The organism is Pseudarthrobacter sp. alpha12b, from assembly GCF_054130495.1.
Map to the genome: position 1 here is coordinate 1,370,071 of NZ_CP196746.1, position 20,115 is coordinate 1,390,185.

The 20,115-nt window shown below is 65.9% G+C and carries 21 protein-coding genes; 14 read left to right on the forward strand and 7 right to left on the reverse strand.

Annotation, left to right across the window (positions count from 1 at the left end):
• The first annotated feature begins 15 nt into the window (after window positions 1–15).
• The 13 genes from ACTAQI_RS06145 to ACTAQI_RS06205 all read left to right on the forward strand — a co-directional run bounded on the left by ACTAQI_RS06145 (window position 16) and on the right by ACTAQI_RS06205 (window position 13,879).
• Window positions 16–219 (forward strand): ubiquitin-like protein Pup, encoded by a 204-nt coding sequence (locus ACTAQI_RS06145; protein WP_457950189.1) that lies wholly within the window; start codon window positions 16–18, stop codon window positions 217–219.
• 80 nt (window positions 220–299) lie between these two features.
• Entirely contained in the window at window positions 300–1,121 is an 822-nt protein-coding gene (prcB, locus tag ACTAQI_RS06150) for a proteasome subunit beta (protein ID WP_457950190.1), read from the forward strand.
• A 1-nt stretch (window position 1,122) separates the two neighbouring features.
• On the forward strand, window positions 1,123–1,833 hold the full coding sequence (prcA, locus tag ACTAQI_RS06155) for a proteasome subunit alpha (protein ID WP_457950191.1): 711 nt from the start codon (window positions 1,123–1,125) through the stop codon (window positions 1,831–1,833).
• A 9-nt stretch (window positions 1,834–1,842) separates the two neighbouring features.
• Window positions 1,843–3,207, forward strand: coding sequence for a Pup--protein ligase (pafA, locus tag ACTAQI_RS06160; protein WP_457950192.1), 1,365 nt, complete (start codon window positions 1,843–1,845; stop codon window positions 3,205–3,207).
• Window positions 3,208–3,322: 115 nt separating this feature from the next.
• Complete coding sequence (locus tag ACTAQI_RS06165; protein ID WP_457950193.1) at window positions 3,323–4,285, forward strand: FKBP-type peptidyl-prolyl cis-trans isomerase; 963 nt, start codon at window positions 3,323–3,325, stop codon at window positions 4,283–4,285.
• A 63-nt stretch (window positions 4,286–4,348) separates the two neighbouring features.
• Window positions 4,349–4,744: an FKBP-type peptidyl-prolyl cis-trans isomerase gene (locus tag ACTAQI_RS06170; RefSeq protein WP_066275847.1), complete on the forward strand. Its 396-nt coding sequence runs from the start codon at window positions 4,349–4,351 to the stop codon at window positions 4,742–4,744.
• A gap of 147 nt (window positions 4,745–4,891) precedes the next feature.
• Entirely contained in the window at window positions 4,892–6,877 is a 1,986-nt protein-coding gene (locus ACTAQI_RS06175; RefSeq protein WP_457950194.1) for a helix-turn-helix transcriptional regulator, read from the forward strand.
• Window positions 6,878–6,887: 10 nt separating this feature from the next.
• On the forward strand, window positions 6,888–7,232 hold the full coding sequence (locus tag ACTAQI_RS06180; RefSeq protein WP_457950195.1) for a hypothetical protein: 345 nt from the start codon (window positions 6,888–6,890) through the stop codon (window positions 7,230–7,232).
• A 32-nt stretch (window positions 7,233–7,264) separates the two neighbouring features.
• The gene (gene tatA, locus ACTAQI_RS06185) at window positions 7,265–7,537 is read left to right on the forward strand and encodes a Sec-independent protein translocase subunit TatA (protein WP_175318761.1); all 273 of its coding nucleotides are present in this window, start codon (window positions 7,265–7,267) and stop codon (window positions 7,535–7,537) included.
• Window positions 7,538–7,585: 48 nt separating this feature from the next.
• The gene (gene tatC / locus ACTAQI_RS06190) at window positions 7,586–8,380 is read left to right on the forward strand and encodes a twin-arginine translocase subunit TatC (RefSeq protein WP_457950196.1); all 795 of its coding nucleotides are present in this window, start codon (window positions 7,586–7,588) and stop codon (window positions 8,378–8,380) included.
• A 20-nt stretch (window positions 8,381–8,400) separates the two neighbouring features.
• Window positions 8,401–11,325 (forward strand): DEAD/DEAH box helicase, encoded by a 2,925-nt coding sequence (locus tag ACTAQI_RS06195; protein ID WP_457950197.1) that lies wholly within the window; start codon window positions 8,401–8,403, stop codon window positions 11,323–11,325.
• Window positions 11,326–11,385: 60 nt separating this feature from the next.
• Window positions 11,386–13,035 carry an amidohydrolase gene (locus ACTAQI_RS06200; RefSeq protein WP_457950198.1) on the forward strand — a complete coding sequence of 550 codons (1,650 nt, stop codon included), beginning with the start codon at window positions 11,386–11,388 and terminating at the stop codon, window positions 13,033–13,035.
• Window positions 13,036–13,135: 100 nt separating this feature from the next.
• Entirely contained in the window at window positions 13,136–13,879 is a 744-nt protein-coding gene (locus ACTAQI_RS06205; protein ID WP_457950199.1) for a polyprenol monophosphomannose synthase, read from the forward strand.
• A 96-nt stretch (window positions 13,880–13,975) separates the two neighbouring features.
• On the opposite strand, the gene ACTAQI_RS06210 is transcribed toward ACTAQI_RS06205, so the two are convergent.
• The 5 genes from ACTAQI_RS06210 to ACTAQI_RS06230 all read right to left on the reverse strand — a co-directional run bounded on the left by ACTAQI_RS06210 (window position 13,976) and on the right by ACTAQI_RS06230 (window position 17,768).
• The gene (locus tag ACTAQI_RS06210; RefSeq protein WP_026266052.1) at window positions 13,976–14,323 is read right to left on the reverse strand and encodes an RNA polymerase-binding protein RbpA; all 348 of its coding nucleotides are present in this window, start codon (window positions 14,321–14,323) and stop codon (window positions 13,976–13,978) included.
• Window positions 14,324–14,564: 241 nt separating this feature from the next.
• Window positions 14,565–15,512, reverse strand: coding sequence for an SPFH domain-containing protein (locus tag ACTAQI_RS06215; RefSeq protein ID WP_457950200.1), 948 nt, complete (start codon window positions 15,510–15,512; stop codon window positions 14,565–14,567).
• Window positions 15,513–15,534: 22 nt separating this feature from the next.
• The gene (locus tag ACTAQI_RS06220; protein WP_457950201.1) at window positions 15,535–16,008 is read right to left on the reverse strand and encodes an NfeD family protein; all 474 of its coding nucleotides are present in this window, start codon (window positions 16,006–16,008) and stop codon (window positions 15,535–15,537) included.
• Between the two features lie 130 nt (window positions 16,009–16,138).
• The gene (locus tag ACTAQI_RS06225; protein ID WP_457950202.1) at window positions 16,139–17,020 is read right to left on the reverse strand and encodes a putative RNA methyltransferase; all 882 of its coding nucleotides are present in this window, start codon (window positions 17,018–17,020) and stop codon (window positions 16,139–16,141) included.
• Window positions 17,021–17,087: 67 nt separating this feature from the next.
• Entirely contained in the window at window positions 17,088–17,768 is a 681-nt protein-coding gene (locus ACTAQI_RS06230) for a peptide deformylase (RefSeq protein WP_457950203.1), read from the reverse strand.
• Between the two features lie 54 nt (window positions 17,769–17,822).
• On the opposite strand from ACTAQI_RS06230, the gene ACTAQI_RS06235 reads away from it, so the two are divergent.
• Window positions 17,823–18,236 carry a nuclear transport factor 2 family protein gene (locus ACTAQI_RS06235; RefSeq protein ID WP_457950204.1) on the forward strand — a complete coding sequence of 138 codons (414 nt, stop codon included), beginning with the start codon at window positions 17,823–17,825 and terminating at the stop codon, window positions 18,234–18,236.
• Window positions 18,237–18,262: 26 nt separating this feature from the next.
• Here the strand turns inward: ACTAQI_RS06235 and ACTAQI_RS06240 are convergent, their stop codons facing one another.
• Together ACTAQI_RS06240 and ACTAQI_RS06245 are read right to left on the reverse strand one after the other, a co-directional pair.
• Entirely contained in the window at window positions 18,263–19,414 is a 1,152-nt protein-coding gene (locus ACTAQI_RS06240) for an FAD-dependent oxidoreductase (protein ID WP_457950205.1), read from the reverse strand.
• Between the two features lies 1 nt (window position 19,415).
• Window positions 19,416–20,111: a class I SAM-dependent methyltransferase gene (locus tag ACTAQI_RS06245; protein WP_457950206.1), complete on the reverse strand. Its 696-nt coding sequence runs from the start codon at window positions 20,109–20,111 to the stop codon at window positions 19,416–19,418.
• Window positions 20,112–20,115: the final 4 nt, after the last annotated feature.

A 20,115-nucleotide genomic window follows, 5' to 3' on the forward strand; every position in this document is an offset into this window, starting at 1 on the left:
GAAGGAGGGAAAGCAATGGCAGGCCAGGAGCAACAGCAGCCGCAGGCACGTGACAGCCAGGTCGAAGACGACATCCCCGAGGCACCCCCGGCACCGCCCGAGGCCCAGGCGTCGGCATCGACCGAAGGCGTGGACGACCTTCTCGACGAGATCGACGGCGTCCTGGAATCCAACGCCGAAGAGTTCGTCCGGGCATTCGTCCAAAAGGGCGGCCAGTAACCCGGACCCGGAAGGTGGCGGAAGCCGCGGACGGCAGCAATCTGTACCGACGTTGAAGTACCACGTTCAAGGAGTGATGAGTGCAGGAATCAACCGCCAACCAGGTAGCCGCCAACGCCACCTCGTCCTTTACCGAGCACCTGCAACGGGACCGGCCCGAACTACTGCCCTTTAGCCGGTCCCTCCAGGGTGGCGTTACCACGGCTGCCCCGGTGCAGGTTCCGCACGCCACCACCATCGTTGCCATGAGCTACGGCGGCGGTGTCCTGATGGCGGGCGACAGGCGCGCCACCATGGGAAACATCATTGCCAGCAGGCACATCGAGAAGGTCTTCCCGGCGGACCACTTCTCTGTCCTTGGGATTGCCGGAACGGCCGGCATAGCGATTGACCTGACGCGGCTCTTCCAGGTTGAACTCGAGCACTACGAAAAAATTGAAGGAACCCAGCTCAGCCTCGAAGGCAAGGCAAACCGGCTGGGCGCCATGATCAGGGGCAACCTCCCCATGGCCTTGCAGGGCCTTGCCGTGGTGCCGCTGTTTGCAGGCTTCGACACCAGCGCCGGTGTCGGCAGGCTCTTTTCCTATGACGTCACCGGTGGCAGGTACGAGGAACACGAACACCACACCGTGGGCTCCGGCTCCGTTTTCGCACGCGGTGCCCTGAAGAAGCTGTGGCGGCCCAACCTCAGCGCTGAGCAGGCCCTGTCGGTTGCCGTGGAATCGCTCTATGACGCCGCCGACGACGATTCGGCCACAGGTGGTCCGGATACGGTCCGGCAGTTGTGGCCTGTGGTTTATACGGTGGACAGGACGGGAGCCCGGCGGGTTCCGGAGGCTGAACTTGCGGCCGCGTCGCGCAGCGTGATCGAAGCACGCACCATCGCCGGACGGGAGGCCTGAGATGACCCAGCAGTTTTACGTCTCGCCCGAACAGTTGATGAAGGACCGCGCGGATTTCGCGCGGAAAGGGATCGCCCGCGGCCGATCGGTCGTTGTCATCAGCTGCGCCGACGGCATCGCACTCGTGGCCGAAAATCCTTCGCCGTCACTGCACAAGATCGGCGAAATCTACGACAAGATCGCATTCGCCGCCGTGGGCAAATACAACGAATTCGAAAGCCTCCGGCAGGCCGGCGTCCGCTACGCAGACGTCCGTGGATATTCGTATGACCGTGAGGATGTGACCGCCCGCGGCCTGGCAAGCGTGTACGCGCAGAGCCTGGGGGCCGTCTTCACCGCCGAGCAAAAGCCCTTCGAAGTGGAACTCGCCGTCGCCGAAGTAGGGTCCACGCAGGCCGAAGACCACCTCTACCGGCTGACATTTGATGGCTCGATCGCCGACGAGCACAGCTTCGTCGTCATGGGCGGGCAGGCGGAAAAAGTGTCATCGGCCATTGAGGCGGGATGGCAGGCATCACTGGGCTTCGCCGACGCCGTGCGGCTGGCACTTAAGGGACTTACTCCCGTCCAGGAGGGAGGCCAGCCAGCGGCGCCGTTGCCGCCAAGTGCACTGGAAGTGGCCGTCCTGGACCGGCTTTCCGAAAGCTCCCGCGGCACCCGGCGCGCCTTCCGCAGGCTGAATGACGCGGACATCACAGCACTGCTGGCCTAGGAGGACCACATGGACAAGAGAATCTTCGGCATCGAAACCGAGTTCGGGATTTCCTACTCGAGCCCCGACTCGAGGCCCCTTGCTCCGGAGGAAGTGGCGCGCTACCTGTTCCGCAAGGTGGTCAGCTGGGGGCGCTCATCCAATGTGTTCCTCACCAACGGTTCGCGGCTGTACCTCGATGTCGGGTCCCACCCCGAGTACGCCACGGCCGAGTGCGACGACCTTGCCCAGCTGATCGCCCACGACCGGGCCGGCGAACTCATCCTGGATGACCTGGTGGATGAGGCGCAGGCGCGGCTGGCTGCCGAAGGTTTCAACGGCACCGTGTACCTGTTCAAGAACAACACCGACTCCGCAGGCAATTCCTACGGCAGCCATGAGAACTACCTGATTCCCAGGCGCGGCGAATTTTCCCGCTTAGCCGAAATCCTGATCCCTTTCCTGGTTACCCGCCAGCTCGTCGCTGGGGCCGGGAAGATCCTGAAGACGCCCCACGGGGCAACGTATGCGTTCTCCCAGCGCGCCGACCACATCTGGGAAGGTGTCTCCTCCGCCACCACCCGCTCCCGGCCCATCATCAACACCAGGGACGAGCCGCATGCCGACGCTGAGTTCTACCGGCGGCTGCACGTCATCGTGGGGGACTCGAACATGTCCGAGGCGACAGCGCTGATGAAGGTGGGCACCGTGGACCTGGTCCTGCGCATGATCGAGGCCGGCGTGATCATGCGCGATATGAGGATGGAAAACCCCATCCGCAGCATCCGGGAAATCTCCCATGACCTCAGCGGCCGCGCGTTGGTCCGCCTGGCCAATGGACGCCAGCTCACCGCCCTTGAAATCCAGCAGGAGTACCTGACCAAGGTGACCGCCTTCGTCAAGGAGCACGGCGCCCACAACCCGCACGTTCCCCTGATCCTCGACCTGTGGGAGCGAACGCTCCATGCGATCGAATCCGGTGACACCAGGGGGATTGACACCGAAATCGACTGGGCCATCAAGAAGAAGCTGATGGACAATTACCGCGAACGCCACAGCCTGGGCCTGGAGGCGGCCCGGATCGCCCAGCTCGATCTGACGTACCACGACATTTCCCGCAGCCGCGGGCTTTACTACCTGCTGCAGTCGCGGGGTGCGGTGCGCCGGATCGTTGACGACACCGTCATCAAGGGTGCCGTTGACGCGCCACCACAAACCACCCGCGCCAAGCTTCGCGGCGACTTCGTCCGCCGTGCGCAGGAACTGGGGCGTGACTACACCGTGGACTGGGTACACCTGAAACTCAACGACCGCGCCCACCAGACAATTCTGTGCAAGGATCCCTTCCGCAGCGTCGATGAGCGCGTGGATGCGCTGCTCGACTCTATGGGCTGACGTCCAGCTTCAGGGTCTATTCTGGATAAGGTCCTTTTTAACGGGACCTTCCACGGCACTGTCCGCCGCCATGCGGAAATCCGTATCCACCCTGCCCCGACGAAAGTTTTACTACGTGCGCCGACTACTAGCAATCCTCCTTCCCGGCCTGCTGCTCCTGACCGCCTGCGGAGGTACCCCCTCGCAGCCCGAGCCCAGCAGCCAGTCCGCCGGGGAGACTGCAAAGTTCGACTCCCTCAAGCTGACCGACAACGGGGACAAGAAGGCCCCGGGTGTGGACTTCGACAAGCCCCTGGCCGTTACGCAGCCGACCATCAAAGTGGTTTCCGAAGGCAGCGGCGACACCGTCAAGGCAAACCAGGTTGCCAAGATCTCCATCCTGGCCCTGAACGGTACGGACGGATCCCAGCTGGAGGATACGTTCCCCAACGAGCCTGAAAGCCTGGAGCTGAACGACGAGCTCAAATCCGGCAGCGCCGTCATCTACAACGCCTTCGTAGGTGCCAAGGTGGGATCCAGCCTGGCCCTGGCCGTTCCTTCCCAGCAGAGTGCCCCTTCGGCCAGCCCCAGCCCGTCCGACGCCGCCAGCCCCAGCGCAGCAGCTGAACCCACCCAGCTGCTGATCATCAAGGTACTCTCCGCTTCGGACCCCACTCCTGTCCTGGACAAGCCCCAGGGTGAGACCGTAACCCCGCCGGCCGGCCTGCCGACTGTGACGGAAAAAGACGGCAAGCCGGAAATCAGCGTTGCGGGTGCAGCTGCCCCCACGGCACTCGTGTCCCAGGACCTGATCAAGGGCACGGGCGCCGTCGTCAAGGAAAGTGACACCCTGACGGTGAACTACGTTGGCGTCAACCTGGCCGACGGCACCAAGTTCGATTCCAGCTTCGACCGCGGCCAGCCTGCCACCTTCCCGCTCTCCGGTGTCATCAAGGGCTGGACCCAGGGCCTCGCGGGTAAAACAGTAGGCTCCCGCGTCCTGCTGGTCATCCCCAAGGACCTGGCCTACGGTGACGCCGGCCAGGGCCAGGCAAAGGGCGACCTCGTCTTCGTAGTGGACATCCTCGGGGTCAAGTAGCAAGACTTACAGGGACGCCGCGTCCTCCGCGGCACCCATCAGCACTCACGCATAGGAGAAAGCATGTCGTTTGGACAGCGCGAATTCGACCGCCAGAAGCCCGAGATCGACTTCCCGGAAGGCGACGTCCCCACGGAACTCGTCATCACCGACCTCATCGAGGGTGACGGCAGGGAAGCCAAGGCAGGGGACACCGTCTCCACCCACTACGTCGGCGTTGCCTGGTCCACAGGGGAAGAATTCGACGCCTCATGGGGCCGCGGCGCACCGCTGGACTTCCGCGTGGGCGTCGGCCAGGTCATCCAGGGCTGGGACCAGGGCCTCCTGGGCATGAAGGTGGGCGGCCGCCGCCGCCTGGAGATCCCTTCCGAGCTGGCTTACGGCTCGCGTGGCGCCGGCGGAGCCATTGCCCCCAACGAGGCACTGATCTTCGTCGTGGACCTCGTCGGCGTCCGCTGATAACGTCCAGGGCGCAGCTTTAGAACGCAGTCCCGATCCCGTAAGACACCCAGGTGCCGCACCCCGGAGCGCGGCAGCACAGAGGATAACCCTCCCGTGCTGCCGCGCTTTCTGCTTTCACCGGAGGAGTTTAGTAACGTAACCAAGGTGTCCGTATCCCGCACTGAACGCCTCCTCAACCTGCTGATTGCGCTGCTCAACACCCGCTACGGGCTGCGTCGCAGCGAGTTGCGCGAGAAGGTCTACCACGACAGCTCCGGCAACGACGTTGCTTTCGGGCGGATGTTCGAGCGGGACAAGAATGACCTGCGGGCGATGGGCTTCGAAGTGGAGACACTAACGGACCTGGGCTGGAGCGAGGATGACCCCGCCACCACCAGGTACCGGATCGGCAAGGAATCCAGCCGCCTCCCGGACGTCCAGCTGGGACCGGAGGAATGGACCGTCCTCCTGCTGGCCTCCCAGCTCTGGGAGCGTGCGGCACTGGGGACGGCTGCCCAAAGCGCACTCCGCAAGCTCCAGGCGTCAGGAAGGCTGGCCGAGGTGGAACTGCCGGCCGGCGTCCAGCCACGGATCAAACCGGCAGGCCAGGCCTTCGATGACATCGTTGCCGCCATGCATGCCCGGCATCCCGTCAGCTTCGTGTACCTTGCCGTGAGCACCGGCAAGGAGGAGGAACGGACCGTAGAGCCCTGGGGCCTGGGCAGCCGGTTCGGCCAGTGGTACCTCATGGGCTACGACCGGGCCCGAAAGGCAGCCCGGCATTTCCGGCTTTCCCGCTTCACCAGCGCCGTGACCACCCTCGCCAGGGAACAGTACGTACCGCCAGCCGGGTTCAGCATCCGCGCCGAACTGGACCGGCTGCCTGAACTGCCGCTGCGCACCGCCGTCGTGGACGTCAGGCACGGGCGCCAGCTGGCGCTGCGCCGCCGGGCCGTTGACGGCTCCCGGCACCAGGCCACCCGCCCGGTCGCTGACGGCAGCGACAGGATCTTCCTGGAGTACCGCGACCCGGAGGTCCTCGCCGAAGAGCTCGCCTCCTACGGACCCGATGCCGTGGCAGTGGAACCCGCCGGACTGGCCGCGGCAGTGCGGCGCCGCCTCCAGGCCGCTGCCGACTTCAGTGCCTCGCCAGTCCCCGCCTATACATTCGCCGATTCCCGTGCCCGGACCGCCCGCAAGGGGACTTCGGAGGACCAGCTCAAGCGCATGCTGCAGCTGGTCCCGTTCCTGGTCCACAACCAGGGCCTGCACATCCAGGATGTGGCAAACCACTTCGGCGTCACCCGCGAAGAGCTGGAGGCAGACCTCCGGATCCTCATCTGCTCCGGATTGCCCGAGGGCTATCCGGATGACCTGCTCGACATCCAGTGGGAGGACGGCCACGTCTTCATCACCCAGGACCTGGACCTGAAGAAGCCGGTCCGATTCACGGTGGCGGAGGCATGCGCCCTGCTGACCGGTCTGGAAACACTCAACGGCCTGCCGGACCTGCCCGGCGGCGGCGCCCTGGAATCGGTCACTTTGAAGCTGCTGGCCGCGGCCGGGGAAGAGGGGCTCCGCGCCGCGTCCATCGCCGGGCCCGAGGTGGCTCCCGCGGACGCCGCAACCCACGCCACGGTGCGCCAGGCCATCGAGTCCGGTTCCCAGCTCCACCTGTCCTACCTGGCACCCCAGCGCGATGCCGTCACGGAACGCGAGGTTGATCCGCTGCGGCTGTACTCCCTGGACAACACCTGGTACTTCGAAGCCTGGTGCCACATGGTGGGCGGGCTGCGGAACTTCCGTCTGGACCGGGTCCAGGAAGTGCGCCCCAACGGCCTGCCCGCCAGCGTGCACGGGGCACCGGATGGAGGGGTCCCGGCCAAACTTTTCACAGCGAACGACGACGACACCACCGTCACCGTCCAGCTCACCCGGCAGGGGAGGGGGCTTGCGGACGATTACTACGCGGAACGCACAGCGGAATTGCCCGACGGCGGACTGGTAGCCCAGATCCGGTTCGGCAACACTGCATGGCTGCCGATGTTCGTGGCCCAGCACGGCGGTGCAGCCAGGATCCTGGCTCCCGCCGAACTGGCTGACGCCGCGCGGGAGTGGCTGGCGGCTTCGCTGGACAGACACGCCGGATAGACTTCTCACCATGCCTTGGTGGTCCTGGATTCTCATATGGGTGGCGCTCGTCGCAGTGGCCCTGCTGTTCTATGTCCTGCTGGGCATCCGTCTTTTCCGCCAGTTCATGGCGACTGTGAAGGACCTCAGTGCCGCCGGTGAGAGGCTGGGGCACCTGAACCCCGTCGAGGTGCAGGATGCCACGGACCCGGGACGGGCACTGCCGGGTTCTGCTGTTTTTGCCTCACCCGCCGCGATGCGACATGATTACGAGGCATCCAAATCGGCCCGGCGCGAAGAACGCCGCCGCCGGCGAGTGCAGCGCAAAAAGGACCGGGGCCAGCCGCAGGCGCTCGGAGATCTCGACTTCACATAGAAGTAGGATGTATTTAGAGGAAAGGATTTCCCGTGGGAAGACTCTTTGATGGCCCCTGGCCGATCGTAATTATCATCGTTGTTGCTTTGCTTCTCTTCGCCGCCCCCAAGCTTCCGGCCATGGCCCGCAGCCTGGGCCAGTCCATGCGGATCATTAAGTCCGAGGTCAAGGAAATGAAGAACGACGGCAAAGCCGACTCCACCGAGGCCACCGGCCCGGTGGAAGGCACCATCGTGAACCACCCCAAGGCGAAGCCCGGTGAGCCGACAGACGGCACTGACGTTCCGCCGTCGACCCGCGCCTGACCTCCAGTGGCACTGTCGCGGGCCCGTAAAGCCAATCCCGAGGGGCGGATGTCGCTTTGGGACCACCTCAAGGAGCTGAAGAACCGGCTGATCAAGTCGGCCATCGGCGTCGTCATTGGCGGCATTGGGGGCTGGATACTTTACGATCCGCTGCTGAAGGCCCTGGCCGAACCGGTAAACCGGATTTCCAATGAAACCGGCGGCCTTGCGGCAATCAACTTCGGTACCATCGCGTCGCCCTTTGACTTCAAGCTCCAGATGTCGCTCCTCATTGGAGCCGTCATCTCCAGCCCCATCTGGATCTACCAGCTCTGGGCCTTCATTACCCCGGGGCTGACATCCAAGGAACGGCGCTACACCCTGGGCTATATGGCCGCGGCCATTCCGCTGTTCCTTGCCGGAATCTGGGTGGGTTGGCTTGTGGTGCCGCAGGTGGTCCACGCATTGACCCAGTTCACTCCGGAGGGTTCCTCCAGCGTCATCGATGCCAGGACCTACATCGAATTCGTGACCCGCATGGTGCTGATGCTGGGCTTGGCCTTCCTGGTCCCTGTGGTGCTGGTTGGCATCAACATGGCCGGAATCGTTTCCGGCCACACCATCCTGAAGGCCTGGCGCATCACCGTTTTCCTGGTCTTCGTCCTGGCAGCAATTGCAGCGCCCGGTGCCGATGCCATTTCGATGTTCATGCTGGCAGGGCCGTTGTTGGCGCTCTTCTTCGCGGCAATTGGCATCTGCATCATGAACGACAAGCGCCGCGACCGCCGGCAGGCCCGGCAGGTCGAGGAGACCGAAGCCACAGCGGACATCGCCACCCCGGGCAGTGAACTAAAGAAGCTGTAGCCTGCCGTTAGGCTTGGGGTATGTCCTCCACCACCGGGCCCTTCTCCACGGGCCCCGTCGATCCTGAAGAACTGTCGCCGGCCGAGAGATACCGTGCCAGCGCCGAGCGCCGGGCAGAGGCGGCCACCTATCTCGGGGCGTTCATCCGGACCCTGGACTTCGAGCTTGACGACTTCCAGCGGCAAGCATGCCGTTCGCTCCAGGAGGGCAGGGGAGTCCTGGTGGCTGCCCCCACCGGAGCCGGTAAGACCATCGTGGGGGAGTTCGCCATCTACCTCGCGCTGCAGCGGGGACTGAAGGCCTTCTACACCACGCCGATCAAGGCGCTCAGCAACCAGAAGTTCAGCGAACTCAGCGAAAAGTACGGCGCGGACAACGTAGGCCTCCTGACCGGCGACACCAGCATCAACGGTGACGCGCAGGTTGTGGTCATGACCACTGAAGTCCTCCGGAACATGCTTTACGCGGATTCCGCCACCCTGGGCGACCTTGGCTACGTGGTCATGGACGAGGTCCATTACCTCGCCGACCGGTTCCGCGGGGCCGTCTGGGAAGAAGTCATCATCCACCTGCCCAGCGAGGTGCAGGTCGCCTCGCTGAGTGCAACCGTTTCCAACGCCGAGGAATTCGGCGCCTGGCTGGACACGGTCCGCGGGGACACCGACATCATCGTGTCCGAGCACCGCCCCGTGCCGCTGTGGCAGCACGTCATGGTGGGCCGTCGGATCATGGACCTGTTCGCAGGGGAAACCACCTTCGATGAGATCGCCCCGCCCGTTGAGGAGGACGTCCAGCAACCGGCCGCGTCCGGCAAGTCCACGGACACCGCCAAAGGCCGCGGTTTCGACGTCAATCCGGACCTGCTCACCGTGGCCCAAAGTGAGAGCCGGCAGAGCTTCCGCAGCAGGCCCGGACCCGGCGGCCGGGGTCAGCGCGGCCGCCGCGGAAACGACCGCCCGGCGCGTGGCGGCGAGCCGACGGGGGTGCGCCCCGCCAGCCGCCCCCAGGTGATCGCCAGCCTGGACCGGATGGACCTGCTGCCCGCCATCACCTTCATCTTCTCCCGCGCCGGCTGTGAGGCAGCGGTCGCCCAATGCGTTACGTCCGGCCTATGGCTCACCACGGAAAAAGAGCAGCAGATCATTGCCCAGCGCGTTGACGAGGCCGGGCAGGACATCCCGCCGGACGACCTCGATGTCCTGGGCTTTTGGACCTGGCGGTACGGACTGCTTCGAGGCTTCGCGGCCCATCACGCCGGCATGCTGCCAACCTTCAAGGAGGTGGTGGAAAAACTCTTTGCCGACGGCCTGGTCAAGGCTGTATTCGCCACCGAAACCCTCGCCTTGGGCGTCAACATGCCCGCCCGTTCGGTAGTACTGGAGAAGCTGGACAAGTTCAACGGCGAAGCCCATGTGGACATCACCGCAGGGGAATACACCCAACTGACCGGCCGTGCAGGCCGGCGCGGCATCGATGTTGAAGGCCATGCCGTGGTCCTGTGGCAGCCGGGCACGGACCCGACGGCAGTTGCCGGGTTGGCATCGCGGCGCACCTACCCGCTGAACTCCAGTTTCCGGCCCACCTACAACATGAGCATCAATCTGCTGGCGCAGTTTGGCCGCGCCAGGGCACGTGAGATCCTGGAGTCATCCTTTGCCCAGTTCCAGGCCGACCGGTCCGTGGTGGGCCTGGCCCGCCAGGTGCGGAGCCGCGAGGAATCCCTGGCCGGCTACGCCAAGTCCATGACCTGCCACCTGGGTGACTTCACAGAGTATGCCCGGCTGCGCAGGGAACTCTCCGACGCCGAGAACGCCACCTCACGGACCAAGTCCCGCGTGCAGAAGTCGCTCAGCGGCGACTCGCTGGCCCGCCTCCTGCCGGGGGACGTGGTCAATGTTCCCGGCGGCCGTGCCCCGGGTCCCGCCGTCGTCCTCAGCTCTGACCACAGCAGCCGCGAACCCCGGCCTGCTGTGCTCACGCTGGACAACCAGCTGCGCCGGATAGGAACCGACGACCTTGAAGGACCCATCGCGCCGGTCACCAGGATCCGCATCCCCAAGTCCTTTAACGCCAAGGTGCCAAAATCGCGGCGGGACCTTGCGTCCTCCGCACGGAACGCGCTGCGCGAAAACCGCCCTCCCGCTCCGGGCCAGAACCGAAACAACGATTTCGGCCGCGCCGCCGCACTTCCCAACCAGGAGAAGCGCATCGCCGATCTGCGCCGGGCCCTGAAGGCCCACCCCTGCCATGGATGCAGCGAACGAGAAGACCATGCCCGCTGGTCGGAGCGCTGGTGGAAACTGCGGCGGGAAACGGACGGCCTGGTCCGCCAGATCCAGGGCCGGACCAACACCATCGCCAAAACCTTCGACCGGGTCTGCGACGTCCTGTCCGCCTATGGCTACCTGGAAGACGTGGGAGACGGCAGGCTGAACATCAGCCCTGACGGCCAGCGGCTGCGCCGGATCTACGGAGAGAAGGACCTGCTGATCTCGCAGTCCCTGCGGCTGGGTGCGTTTGATGACCTCGACGCAGCGGAAGTCGCTGCCCTGGCCAGCGTGCTGGTGTACCAGGCCAAACGCGAAGACCGGGGCCTGCGGCCGCGCATGCCCAGTGTCTCCCTGGAGACATCAGTGGACGTCGTGGTCAAGGAATGGTCCGTCCTTGAAGACGTGGAAGAGGAGAACAAGCTTCCGCTGACCGGTGAGCCTGAGCTGGGCCTTGTGTGGCCCCTGTACAAGTGGGCCCGCGGGCGCCACCTGCAGGACGTCCTCAGCGGCACCGATCTTGCCGCCGGCGACTTTGTCCGCTGGGTCAAGCAAGTGGTGGACCTGCTGGACCAGCTCGCCAAGATTCCGGGCCTTGACCCGCGCCTGGCACGGCTCTGCGCCGAGGCAATCAAACTCATCCGCCGCGGTGTCGTGGCCTACTCGTCCGTTCTCTAACCCCGTTAAACCCCCTGCCGGCTACGCTGGCCTGCACACACTCCAGGAGTCCTGCCAACCATGCACCGTCCCGATGCCCCCTCCCGTCCCGCGCCGGTGCTGTACCGCAATGGATCCGTGTACACCGCGGCGGATCCCTTCGCAACGGCAATGCTGGTGGACGGGGACACCGTTGCCTGGGTTGGATCGGAGGAGGCGGCATCGTCCATTGCCGACAGTTCCATGGAGATCATCGACCTCCATGGTGCGCTGGTTGCGCCTGGCTTCGTTGACTCGCACATGCACCTGACCGAAACCGGTATCGCCCTGGAGTCGCTGCAGCTGGGGACACTCACCTCGGCCCGCGCACTGCTGGACGCCGTCGCCGGTGCCGGCGGGGACGGGCCAGTGCTCGGCCACGGCTGGGACGAGAGCACGTGGGCGGACCCCACGCTGCCCAGCGCAGAGGAACTTGAGCGGGCTGCCGGGGGCAGGCCGGTCTACCTCTCCCGGGTGGACGTGCACTCGGCGCTGGTGTCGACGTCGCTGGCCCGGTCGGCGGAGCTTCACACCAAGGACGGGTACGACGGCGGCGCCCGGGTGACGCGGGCGGCACACGACGCTGCCCGGCTGGCAACCCGGCAGATGCCGCAGGATTCACTAAAGCGGCTCCAGGCGCGTGCCCTGGCCGAAGCTGCTGCCAACGGGTACGTTGCCCTGGCCGAAATGGCTGCACCCCACATCGGCGGCGGCGATGACATGCGGCTCACTGCAGGGTGGAACGCCACCGGACCGGGTGCGCCGCGGTTTCCCGAGGTGCTGCCGTACTGGGGCGAGCTCGTGTCGTCCGAGGAGCAGGCCCGCACCCTGGTTGCACAGCTGGGAGCTGGTGTCCGCGGGCTTGCGGGCGACCTGAACATCGATGGGTCCCTGGGCTCCCGCACGGCCGCCCTGCGCTCCGGTTACAGCGACGCCGGCCAGGAGCACGGCACCCTGTACCTGAGCGTGGACCAGGCGGCAGCCCACCTCGCCGCCTGCTCCCTGGCCGGGATCCAGGGCGGATTCCATGTGATTGGCGACGCCGGGCTGGACGCTGCCCTGGAAGCGCTGGATCTGGCGGCCAAGGAGGTGGGGGAGCAGCGGGTGCGCGCCGCCGGCCACCGGTTTGAGCATGTGGAGATGGCAGAGGCCGCAGCTGTCGCGAGGCTGGCGCATTACTCCGTGACCGTCAGCGCCCAGCCGTCCTTTGATGCAGCCTGGGGCGGCCCCGGCGGCCTCTACGAGCGGCGGCTGGGGGAGCGAAGCCGGTCGATGAACCCGTTCGCCGCGTTCTACTCTGCCGGAGTTCCCGTCTGCTTCGGCAGCGACAGCCCCGTCACACCCCTGCGTCCGTGGTCGAGCGTGCGAGCCTGTGTGGAACACCACAATCCGGAAGAGCGGATTTCCGCCCGCGCTGCCTTCCTCGGGCACACCCGGGCCGGCTGGCGGGCCGCACGGCACGCCAATCCCATGGCCGGGCAACTCGTACCGGGGGCCCCGGCCAGCTTTGCGGTGTGGGAGGTGGAGGAGCTGATGGTGCAGGTGGCTGACGGGCGCGTGCAGTCGTGGAGCACCGATCCCCGGGCCCGGACCCCCTTGCTGCCGGCCCTGGACACGGGCTCGGACCCGGTATGCCTGCAAACTGTGAAAGACGGGGCCGAACTGTACGCCAGCCCGGCCCTGCGTTCCTGACCAGGGAACCCACCCCACCGCCCTATAATGGGGAGTTGCGCCCGCCGCCGGCATGCCCGGCATCAGGTGCACCGACCACTTCCACCAGGAAAGGCCCTCTGTGCGCGTCCTTACGATCATTCCCACCTACAACGAACTGGAATCGCTGCCCAAGACGCTCCAGCGCCTGCGGAAGGCCGTTCCGGCGTCGGACGTGCTGGTGGTTGATGACAACAGCCCCGACGGCACCGGCCAACTTGCCGACGGCTTCGCTGCCGAAGACGCACAGGTCCACGTCCTGCACCGCAAGGGCAAGGAAGGCCTGGGCGCCGCCTACATCGCGGGCTTCAAGTGGGGCCTTGACGCCGGTTACGACGTCCTGGTGGAAATGGATGCAGACGGCTCCCACCAGCCGGAGCAGCTTCCCCAACTGCTCGAAGCCGTGGAAGATGGCGCAGACCTGGCCATGGGCTCGCGCTGGGTTCCCGGCGGCAGCGTGGTCAACTGGCCGCTGTACCGCCAGGCGATCTCCCGGGTGGGCAGCACCTATGCCCGGTTGATGCTGGGCCTGCCGATCAGGGACGTTACCGGCGGTTACCGCGCATTCCGCAGGACCACCCTTGAGAAGCTCAACCTGGACCAGGTGGACTCCGTGGGCTATGGCTTCCAGGTGGATCTGGCCTGGCGGGTAGCCAAACTGGGACTGCGCATCGAGGAGCGCCCCATCACCTTCGTTGAGCGGGAACTGGGTGCATCCAAGATGAGCGGCAACATCGTGGTCGAAGCCATGATCAATGTCACCAAATGGGGACTCGCCGCGCGCTGGAACACGCTGGCCGGAAAACTGAAGAACAAGCAGGCGTAGGCCTTCCCCTCACGGTCACGCACGGCGACCAGAGGGCACAAGAAAGGGGCGGTGCCGCACCAACAGTGCGGGGCCGCCCCTTTTGCGGGGCTGGCCTTATGCCGAGCGGCGCTCTCCGCGGCGTTCGCGCAGGATGGTCAGGCGGTCCTCGAGGATCTGTTCGAGTTCAGGCAGGGAGCGGCGTTCCAGCAGCATGTCCCAGTGGGTGCGGACTGCCTTGTCATTGCTGGTGTCCGGCTTTTCGCCGTCAACCAGGAGCGCCTCCTTGCCGGTCTTGGAGACCCACACCGGAGGAATTTCCGCCTCGGAGGAGAACGTGACGAAGACCTGCTCGCCATCCGCGCAGCGGTATTCGACCCGCTGGCGCGGAGCCGGCTCAACTCCGGACTCGGTCTCCATGCTCTGCGCACCAAGGCGCATGCCCCGCAGGCTGCGATCGCTCATGATTTCTCCCTCTGGTCGTTTCGCGGATGAAATCTCCGCGCTGGCCGGTGGCACCGTGGCACCGCCGGACTACTGTGTGCACTGTGCTGCATCATAGGATTCAACGCATTGCGAAGCTTGGTTGTTCCAGCTGGTATTCTCCTGCCGGACAAATACCCAATTATACGGGGGTTATCCCGTTTCAACCAAAACAGGGAGGGTTTGGCGTGGCCGCCAAACCCTCCCAATGTTGCCGAAATTCCTACGGCTGGGTGCGCTCGGTGGGAGCGTCGTCGAAAAGTGACCCGGCAGCGGGGGCGTCCGCGTTGGTGCCCCCCAGGGCGTTACCGATTCCCTTCAGGGCTTCCCCAACTTCGCTTGGGATGATCCACAGCTTGTTGGCCGAGCCCTCGGCGAGCTTGGGCAGCGTCTGCAGGTACTGGTAGGCCAGCAGTTTCTGGTCCGGGTTTCCCTTGTGGATGGCGTCGAAGACCTTCTGGATGGCCTGCGATTCGCCGTCAGCGCGGAGGATGGCGGCCTTGGCCTCGCCCTCTGCGGCAAGGATGGACGCCTGGCGCTGGCCCTCCGCGGTGAGGATGGCTGATTGCTTGGTGCCCTCGGCCGTGAGGATGGCTGCGCGCCGGTCGCGTTCGGCGCGCATCTGCTTCTCCATGGAGTCCTGGATGGAGTGCGGCGGATCGATGGCCTTTAGTTCCACCCGTGAAACGCGGATGCCCCAGCGGCCTGTTGCCTCATCGAGGACACCGCGAAGCTGCCCGTTGATCTGGTCACGGGACGTGAGGGCTTCCTCCAGGTTGAGGCCACCTACCACGTTGCGCAGGGTGGTGGTGGTGAGCTGTTCCACGGCTTGGATGTAGTTGGCGATCTCGTAAGTCGCCGCGCGCGGGTCAGTTACCTGGAAGTACACCACCGTGTCGATGGAGACCACCAGGTTGTCTTCGGTGATGACGGGCTGGGGTGGAAAGGACACCACCTGTTCACGGAGGTCCAGGAGCGGAAGGAGCCGGTCCACAAACGGAATCAGGATGGTCAGGCCCGGGTTGAGCGTCCGCTGGTACTTGCCGAGCCGTTCAACGACGCCGGCGCGGGCCTGCGGGATAATCCGGACGGACCGGACCAAAACTATGATGACAAAGACGATCAGAACCACCAGCACAATGGCCAGTGCGGTCCCGCCTGCGTTTTCCATACAACTCCTTGTTCCCCAATTGTCAGGCTGTATCTTGGCCGGTGGCCGCCGCAGGCGGTACCGAAACCACTGCTGTTGCGCCATCGATGGCCGCTACGACCACTTTCTGGCCTGCGGGAAGGACTCCCGCTGAGGAGCGGGCGCTCCAAATATCGCCGCCGATTTTCACCAGGCCGCCGTCGGACGTCACGGCTTCCATCACCACGGCCGGCTCACCGATCAGCCGATCCACGTTGGTCCGCTGCTCTGAGGGTCCCTTTTTCAGGTGCGACAGTGCCACGGGCCGGACGAAGGCAACCATGAGCAGGGACACGATGGCGAAGATGACTACCTGGAGCCAGGGCTCGGCGCCGGCGAAATCGGCCACCAGTGCGGCGAGCGACCCACCGCCAAGCATGATGAAAAACAGGTCAAGGGTGATCATTTCGATCACTGCAAACGCCAGGAAAGCCGTGAGCCACAGCGCCCACCAGTTTTCCCCAAGCCACTCGAACATTCCTGCTTCCCCCTTCGTCACGGGGGAGCCGCATCCGCGGGACCCGCCGGTAACTGTCTTTTCATCCTAGTCCGCACGCCGGCAACGTGGGCCGGTTCACAGCGGCAGCCGGGGGATAGTGGCCAAGTCGTTACGGGGCGCCGTGGGTCCTGGGCCGGAATACGGAAATCCTGAACTTTGCGTCGGCTTTCACCGGTTCCGGGGAGTTTTCGAGCCGGGCGGCGATCTGGTCCCGGCCCAGGTGGTGGCCCGCCGGTCCCATGTAGGCCAGGTCCGCGGCGGCGGCGCGGGTCAGCTCCAGCGGGATGTCCACGTCCACGGTGTTTTCGGGCTTGAAGTGCTGGGCCATCGCCGCCGCCAGCCGCTCATCCTTGCCCTCTTCAATGCTGAGCATTCCGGTCACGGCAGCGATGTCCGCGAGGTGTCCGGGGCGCGGTGTTACCACGGCCAGCACGCCCGCGGGTCTGAGGACCCGAGCGAATTCCGAGGGGTTCCGCGGCGCGAAGACCACTGTGACCGCGTCCACCGAGTTGGCCGCCACCGGCAGCGGCTGCCAGATGTCCCAGACCAGGTTCACCGCCTCCGGGTTGAGCCGGGCAGCGCGCCGAAGCGCGAATTTCGAGATGTCCAGGCCGATGGCGGAGACCTCCCGCCCTCCGGCAGCTGCGGCGTCCAGGATCTCCCGCAGGTAGTGTCCGGTCCCTGTTCCGGAGTCCAGCACCACTGCGCCTTCCTCCCGCAGGTGGGGCACGACGGCGGAGGCCAGGGCCTGCGCCAGCGGCCGGTAGTGCCCGTTCCCCAGGAAGGTGAACCGGGACGCCACCATCGCTGCGCTGTCCGGTTCGAAGGGCGTGCCCTTGCCCACCAGCAGGTTGAAGTAGCCCTGCCGGGCGGCGTCGAAGCTGTGCCCGTCGGGGCAAACCAGGCGGGGTTGGCGCGTGGCCTTTGCCTCGCGGTGCTCCAGCGGATGTGAGCAGACAGGGCACAGGAGGGAGAGATCCGCGGATGGCATGGGAACTATTTTAGGTGGGCGTGGCCTTCAGGCCTGTCCGGCTGCGTGCGCCAGGCGGCGGTCACCCTCAGCCGAGGGATATGCCGGCGGCCCCGTCGTCGAACCCCAGTCCCTCCCGTGCCTTGTCGATGCCGGCCTCCGCCCAGTGCGCTGCATATTCCGCATTGCTGCTCAGGGACCGAAGCTGGGCGCGGTCGATGTACAGGATGCCGTCAAGGTGGTCCGTCTCGTGCTGCACGATGCGCGCCTGCCACCCGGAGAACTCACGCCGCTCCGCCGCGCCGTCGGGCGTTACATACTCCAGCAGGACGGCGTCCGGGCGCGCCACCACCGCCTGCAGCCCATTCAGGGAAAGGCACCCTTCATAGAACGACGCGCGTCCGGAGCCCACTGGCGTGTACCGGGGGTTCAGGATCGCCAGGAAATCCAGCGGGCTGCGGTTCCGCAGGGCAGCAGCAGCGGGGTCGATGTCGAACTGGTCCTCCAGGACGGCGAGCCGCAGCGGGATGCCCAGCTGCGGCGCGGCAAGGCCCACCCCGGGCGCTTCATGCATGACCTGCCGCATGACCCCGATCAGACGGGCCAGCTGGTCCGCCGACAGCTGGCCGTCATAGTCCGCGGCGCGCTGGCGCAGTGCCGGGTGACCGGCCTGGACGATGGGCGGGAGGGACCCGGCGGACAGGATCCGCTCAACACTTTCACGGATATGGTCGGCGCCGGCGGTTGTCGGGGGAACAGTCTGGGTCATGGGGACAGCCTACTGGCGGACGGCGCGGAGGGACGTTCGGATAAGGTCTACACCATGGCTGATGATTCCCTCCCGGCGGCGTCCCCGCTGGAGCACGTCCTTGCATTTATCCGCGTCCTTGAGGCGGGTGGCGGCGGGGCGGACATCCGCCCGTTCCTCTCGGAACAGTTTGTGCTGACGGAGGCCCCGCACCTGCTGGCCCCGGAAGGTTCGACCCGCACGTTGGACGCCGTTCTTGCCGGTGCCGACCAAAGCCACGAGGTGGTCAAGGACCAACAATTCGCAGTCCGGCGGACCACCTGTGAAGGCGGCCGGGTGGCCGTGGAGGCCGAGTGGTCTGCCACGGTGCTGATGGACCTGCGGTATTGGGACCGCGGCGAGACCATCCGGGCCAGGACGTCGTCGGTCTTTGAGGTCAGCAACGGTGTGATCGTGAGCCAGGACAGTTACGACTGTTACTTCCGGTAGCCAGGAAACGCTGCTTGCCGCTGCTGCTACTGCATGGTGAATCGCCTGGCGGCCCACTGGTTCACCGCAGGAACTGCGGCGGCCGCGGCAATGGCAGCGGTGCGCATGCGGAGGAGCGGTTGGGGCAATGGCCTGCCCAGCATCATGTTGATTTCCGCCTGCCGGCGGGCCAGGACGGCAGCGCGTCGACGGCTCTTCTCAAACTCCCTGAGCGGCCTGCCCGTGGGCCTACCTGACAGCGCCGCACAGACCAGCGGCACCGCTTCCTGGGCCCCCAACCAGCCCAGGTTCATGCCCTGGCCGCCAATGGGACTGATCTCGTGGGCCGCGTCGCCCAGCAGCACGGACCGTCCGGCAACAGTCCTCTGGGCTATTCCGGACCGCACGCTGAAGGCACTCAGCATGGAATTCGTGCCCGGATCAAGGGTGACCCCGGTCCTCTGCAGCACCAACGTCGCCAGGTGGTCCGGCCCTGCCGTCCGTGCAGCCGGCCCGCCCAGCCGCACCACCCAGCGGCGCACACCGCACGGCAGCGGGAAGGACTCGACGATTCCGTCCGGCTCAAGGAACAGGACGGCCCTGTCCCCGTAGTCCGTGCCGTCGTCGAAATCCCCCATGAGGTAGTGGTCCGGATACGCCCTGCGGACCACCGGGACACCGAGTGCATCGCGCAGCTGTGACCGGGCGCCGTCGGCCGCCACCAGCAACGCCGCGGTGGCGCTGCCGCTGGGGTGCGTGGCACCCGCCCCGCCCTCCACCGCTACGGTGATCTTGCCGCCGTCGTCCGTAACTCCGGTGACGTTGGCACCCCTGACGATTGCCCCGGGGTCCAGGGCGAGCACGCGTTCTTCCAGGAGCTGCTCCGTCCTGTACTGCGGCAGTGCCAGCACAAACGGGAAGTCGCCCGAAACGGCGTCGAACGCCATGGTTCCCACTGTCTTGCGGCGGCTGACCGCCATGCCGGCCCGGATGCGGACGCCCTCCTGCACCATGCCGGACGCCACCTGGACCCGGGCCAGTGCTTCCAATGCCGGGGGATGGATGCCGATGGCCCGGGTGTGCCGGTTCCGCGACTGTCGCTGCTCAAAAACCTTCACCGATATGCCTTCCTGGAGCAGCGCGGCAGCCAGGTACAGGCCCACGGGACCGCCGCCGGCGATCAGGACATCAGCGTCCATCTCAGCCCTTCCGGTAGGTCAGGACCTGGTGGAAGGCCGACGAACGTTCAACGGACCAGCCCGGGGGAGCGGATGCTGCCAGCTCTGCAGGCCGGTAGCTGCGGCGGATGGAGGTGAGGCCGTCCTCCCGGATATAGGAGTGCCGGAACGGCAGCGCTGCCACGCTGAAGAGGGCGAACGCGGCGGGGCTGCGGACAAGGTCGTTGTGCAGCGCCTTGCCGGCCGCCAGGATTTCCGAGTCTGCCAGCAGTTGGCGGAGCTCCCCGGGTCCAAGGTGGTGCAGCACATGGTTGGAGATGACGACGTCGAACCGGGCACCTCCCCGGACCAGGTCGCTGCTGTGCGCCTGGTGGAATTCGACGCCGGGGGTAGGGATGCGCCGGTTGGCGAAGGTGGCGGCGCGGGGGTCCGGATCGATCCCGGTGATGTGCATTGGCTTGCCATCCCGGGCTGCCCAGCGGGCCAGCATCACGGCGAGGTCACCGCCGCCGGAGCCAATATCCAGCACAGTCACGGGGCGTTGGTCCGGCGTGATGATGGTGCGCAACTCCTTGTTGTACAACTTCCGCCAGCCGGACAATACCCGGTTTATGACCCGGAACTGCCGGTAGGTGTTGTCAAGGAGCCGGGCGTCGCAGTCCGCGCGGTCCATTTGCTCGATCTCCCCGGCCGCGCGGGTACGCAGCAGGATTGCCATGCCC

What these genes read in the sequence shown, in the direction of transcription:
- ACTAQI_RS06145 (WP_457950189.1), top strand. Translation starts at nt 16, where the DNA reads ATGGCAGGCCAGGAGCAACAGCAGCCGCAGGCACGTGACAGCCAGGTC.
- prcA (WP_457950191.1), top strand. Translation starts at nt 1,123, where the DNA reads ATGACCCAGCAGTTTTACGTCTCGCCCGAACAGTTGATGAAGGACCGC.
- pafA (WP_457950192.1), top strand. Translation starts at nt 1,843, where the DNA reads ATGGACAAGAGAATCTTCGGCATCGAAACCGAGTTCGGGATTTCCTAC.
- ACTAQI_RS06170 (WP_066275847.1), top strand. Translation starts at nt 4,349, where the DNA reads ATGTCGTTTGGACAGCGCGAATTCGACCGCCAGAAGCCCGAGATCGAC.
- ACTAQI_RS06180 (WP_457950195.1), top strand. Translation starts at nt 6,888, where the DNA reads ATGCCTTGGTGGTCCTGGATTCTCATATGGGTGGCGCTCGTCGCAGTG.
- tatC (WP_457950196.1), top strand. Translation starts at nt 7,586, where the DNA reads ATGTCGCTTTGGGACCACCTCAAGGAGCTGAAGAACCGGCTGATCAAG.
- ACTAQI_RS06195 (WP_457950197.1), top strand. Translation starts at nt 8,401, where the DNA reads ATGTCCTCCACCACCGGGCCCTTCTCCACGGGCCCCGTCGATCCTGAA.
- ACTAQI_RS06200 (WP_457950198.1), top strand. Translation starts at nt 11,386, where the DNA reads ATGCACCGTCCCGATGCCCCCTCCCGTCCCGCGCCGGTGCTGTACCGC.
- ACTAQI_RS06210 (WP_026266052.1), bottom strand. Translation starts at nt 14,323, where the DNA reads ATGAGCGATCGCAGCCTGCGGGGCATGCGCCTTGGTGCGCAGAGCATG.
- ACTAQI_RS06215 (WP_457950200.1), bottom strand. Translation starts at nt 15,512, where the DNA reads ATGGAAAACGCAGGCGGGACCGCACTGGCCATTGTGCTGGTGGTTCTG.
- ACTAQI_RS06220 (WP_457950201.1), bottom strand. Translation starts at nt 16,008, where the DNA reads ATGTTCGAGTGGCTTGGGGAAAACTGGTGGGCGCTGTGGCTCACGGCT.
- ACTAQI_RS06225 (WP_457950202.1), bottom strand. Translation starts at nt 17,020, where the DNA reads ATGCCATCCGCGGATCTCTCCCTCCTGTGCCCTGTCTGCTCACATCCG.
- ACTAQI_RS06230 (WP_457950203.1), bottom strand. Translation starts at nt 17,768, where the DNA reads ATGACCCAGACTGTTCCCCCGACAACCGCCGGCGCCGACCATATCCGT.
- ACTAQI_RS06235 (WP_457950204.1), top strand. Translation starts at nt 17,823, where the DNA reads ATGGCTGATGATTCCCTCCCGGCGGCGTCCCCGCTGGAGCACGTCCTT.
- ACTAQI_RS06240 (WP_457950205.1), bottom strand. Translation starts at nt 19,414, where the DNA reads ATGGACGCTGATGTCCTGATCGCCGGCGGCGGTCCCGTGGGCCTGTAC.
- ACTAQI_RS06245 (WP_457950206.1), bottom strand. Translation starts at nt 20,111, where the DNA reads ATGGCAATCCTGCTGCGTACCCGCGCGGCCGGGGAGATCGAGCAAATG.